Here is a 559-nt window from a genome sequence, read left to right as displayed (position 1 = left end):
CTCCGGCTCAGGCTGCTCGCCGATGGGCGGCAGGTAGCGATTGGCGCTCGGCATCGGCGGTGGCCGGCGTGGTCGGCGGTGATCGCCCTCATCGGCGGGGTAGTTGGCCGTGCCCGGATGCTGGTGGGCGGCCCCGTTGCGAGGCCGACGACCCGGATTCGAGGCCACGCGGCCCTGATCGTCACGCCGCCGTCCAGACACGTCCTGATTCTCCCTCATGCCGACGACATGCGTCTGCAGGTAACGGGGCGTGGCTCGCCAACCTAGTATTGGAAACGCAATGCAGGAAGGGGACAGCGTGACGGGGCCCATCGAGGAATCCGCCGTGGCGACCGTGGCCGAGTGGCCCGAGGGGTTGGCGGCCGTGCTTACGGGCGCGGTGGACCAGGCCAGGGCTGCGGCCGTGGAGTTCAGCGGGGCCGACGCCGTCGGCGACTACCTGGGCGTCAGCTACGAGGACCCCGCCGCGGCCACCCACCGGTTTCTTGCGCATCTGCACGGCTATCAGGGCTGGCAGTGGGCCGTCGTCGTCGCCGCCCACCCCGGTGCCGACCACGCC

General features: G+C 71.4%; 1 protein-coding gene and 1 pseudogene. One reads left to right on the top strand and one right to left on the bottom strand.

Features of this window, described 5'->3' with window-relative positions:
- Positions 1-201, bottom strand: a pseudogene (locus tag A5713_RS29065) (MFS transporter); the annotation flags it as partial.
- A gap of 97 nt (positions 202-298) precedes the next feature.
- Here A5713_RS29065 and A5713_RS06860 point away from each other — a divergent pair.
- On the top strand, positions 299-559 hold a 261-nt coding region (locus A5713_RS06860), incomplete at its 3' end, for a DUF3027 domain-containing protein (protein WP_156751781.1).

It is taken from the genome of Mycobacterium sp. E2497, from assembly GCF_001668695.1.
Classification (GTDB): domain Bacteria; phylum Actinomycetota; class Actinomycetes; order Mycobacteriales; family Mycobacteriaceae; genus Mycobacterium.
This window is presented reverse-complemented; position numbering and strand designations above follow the sequence as displayed.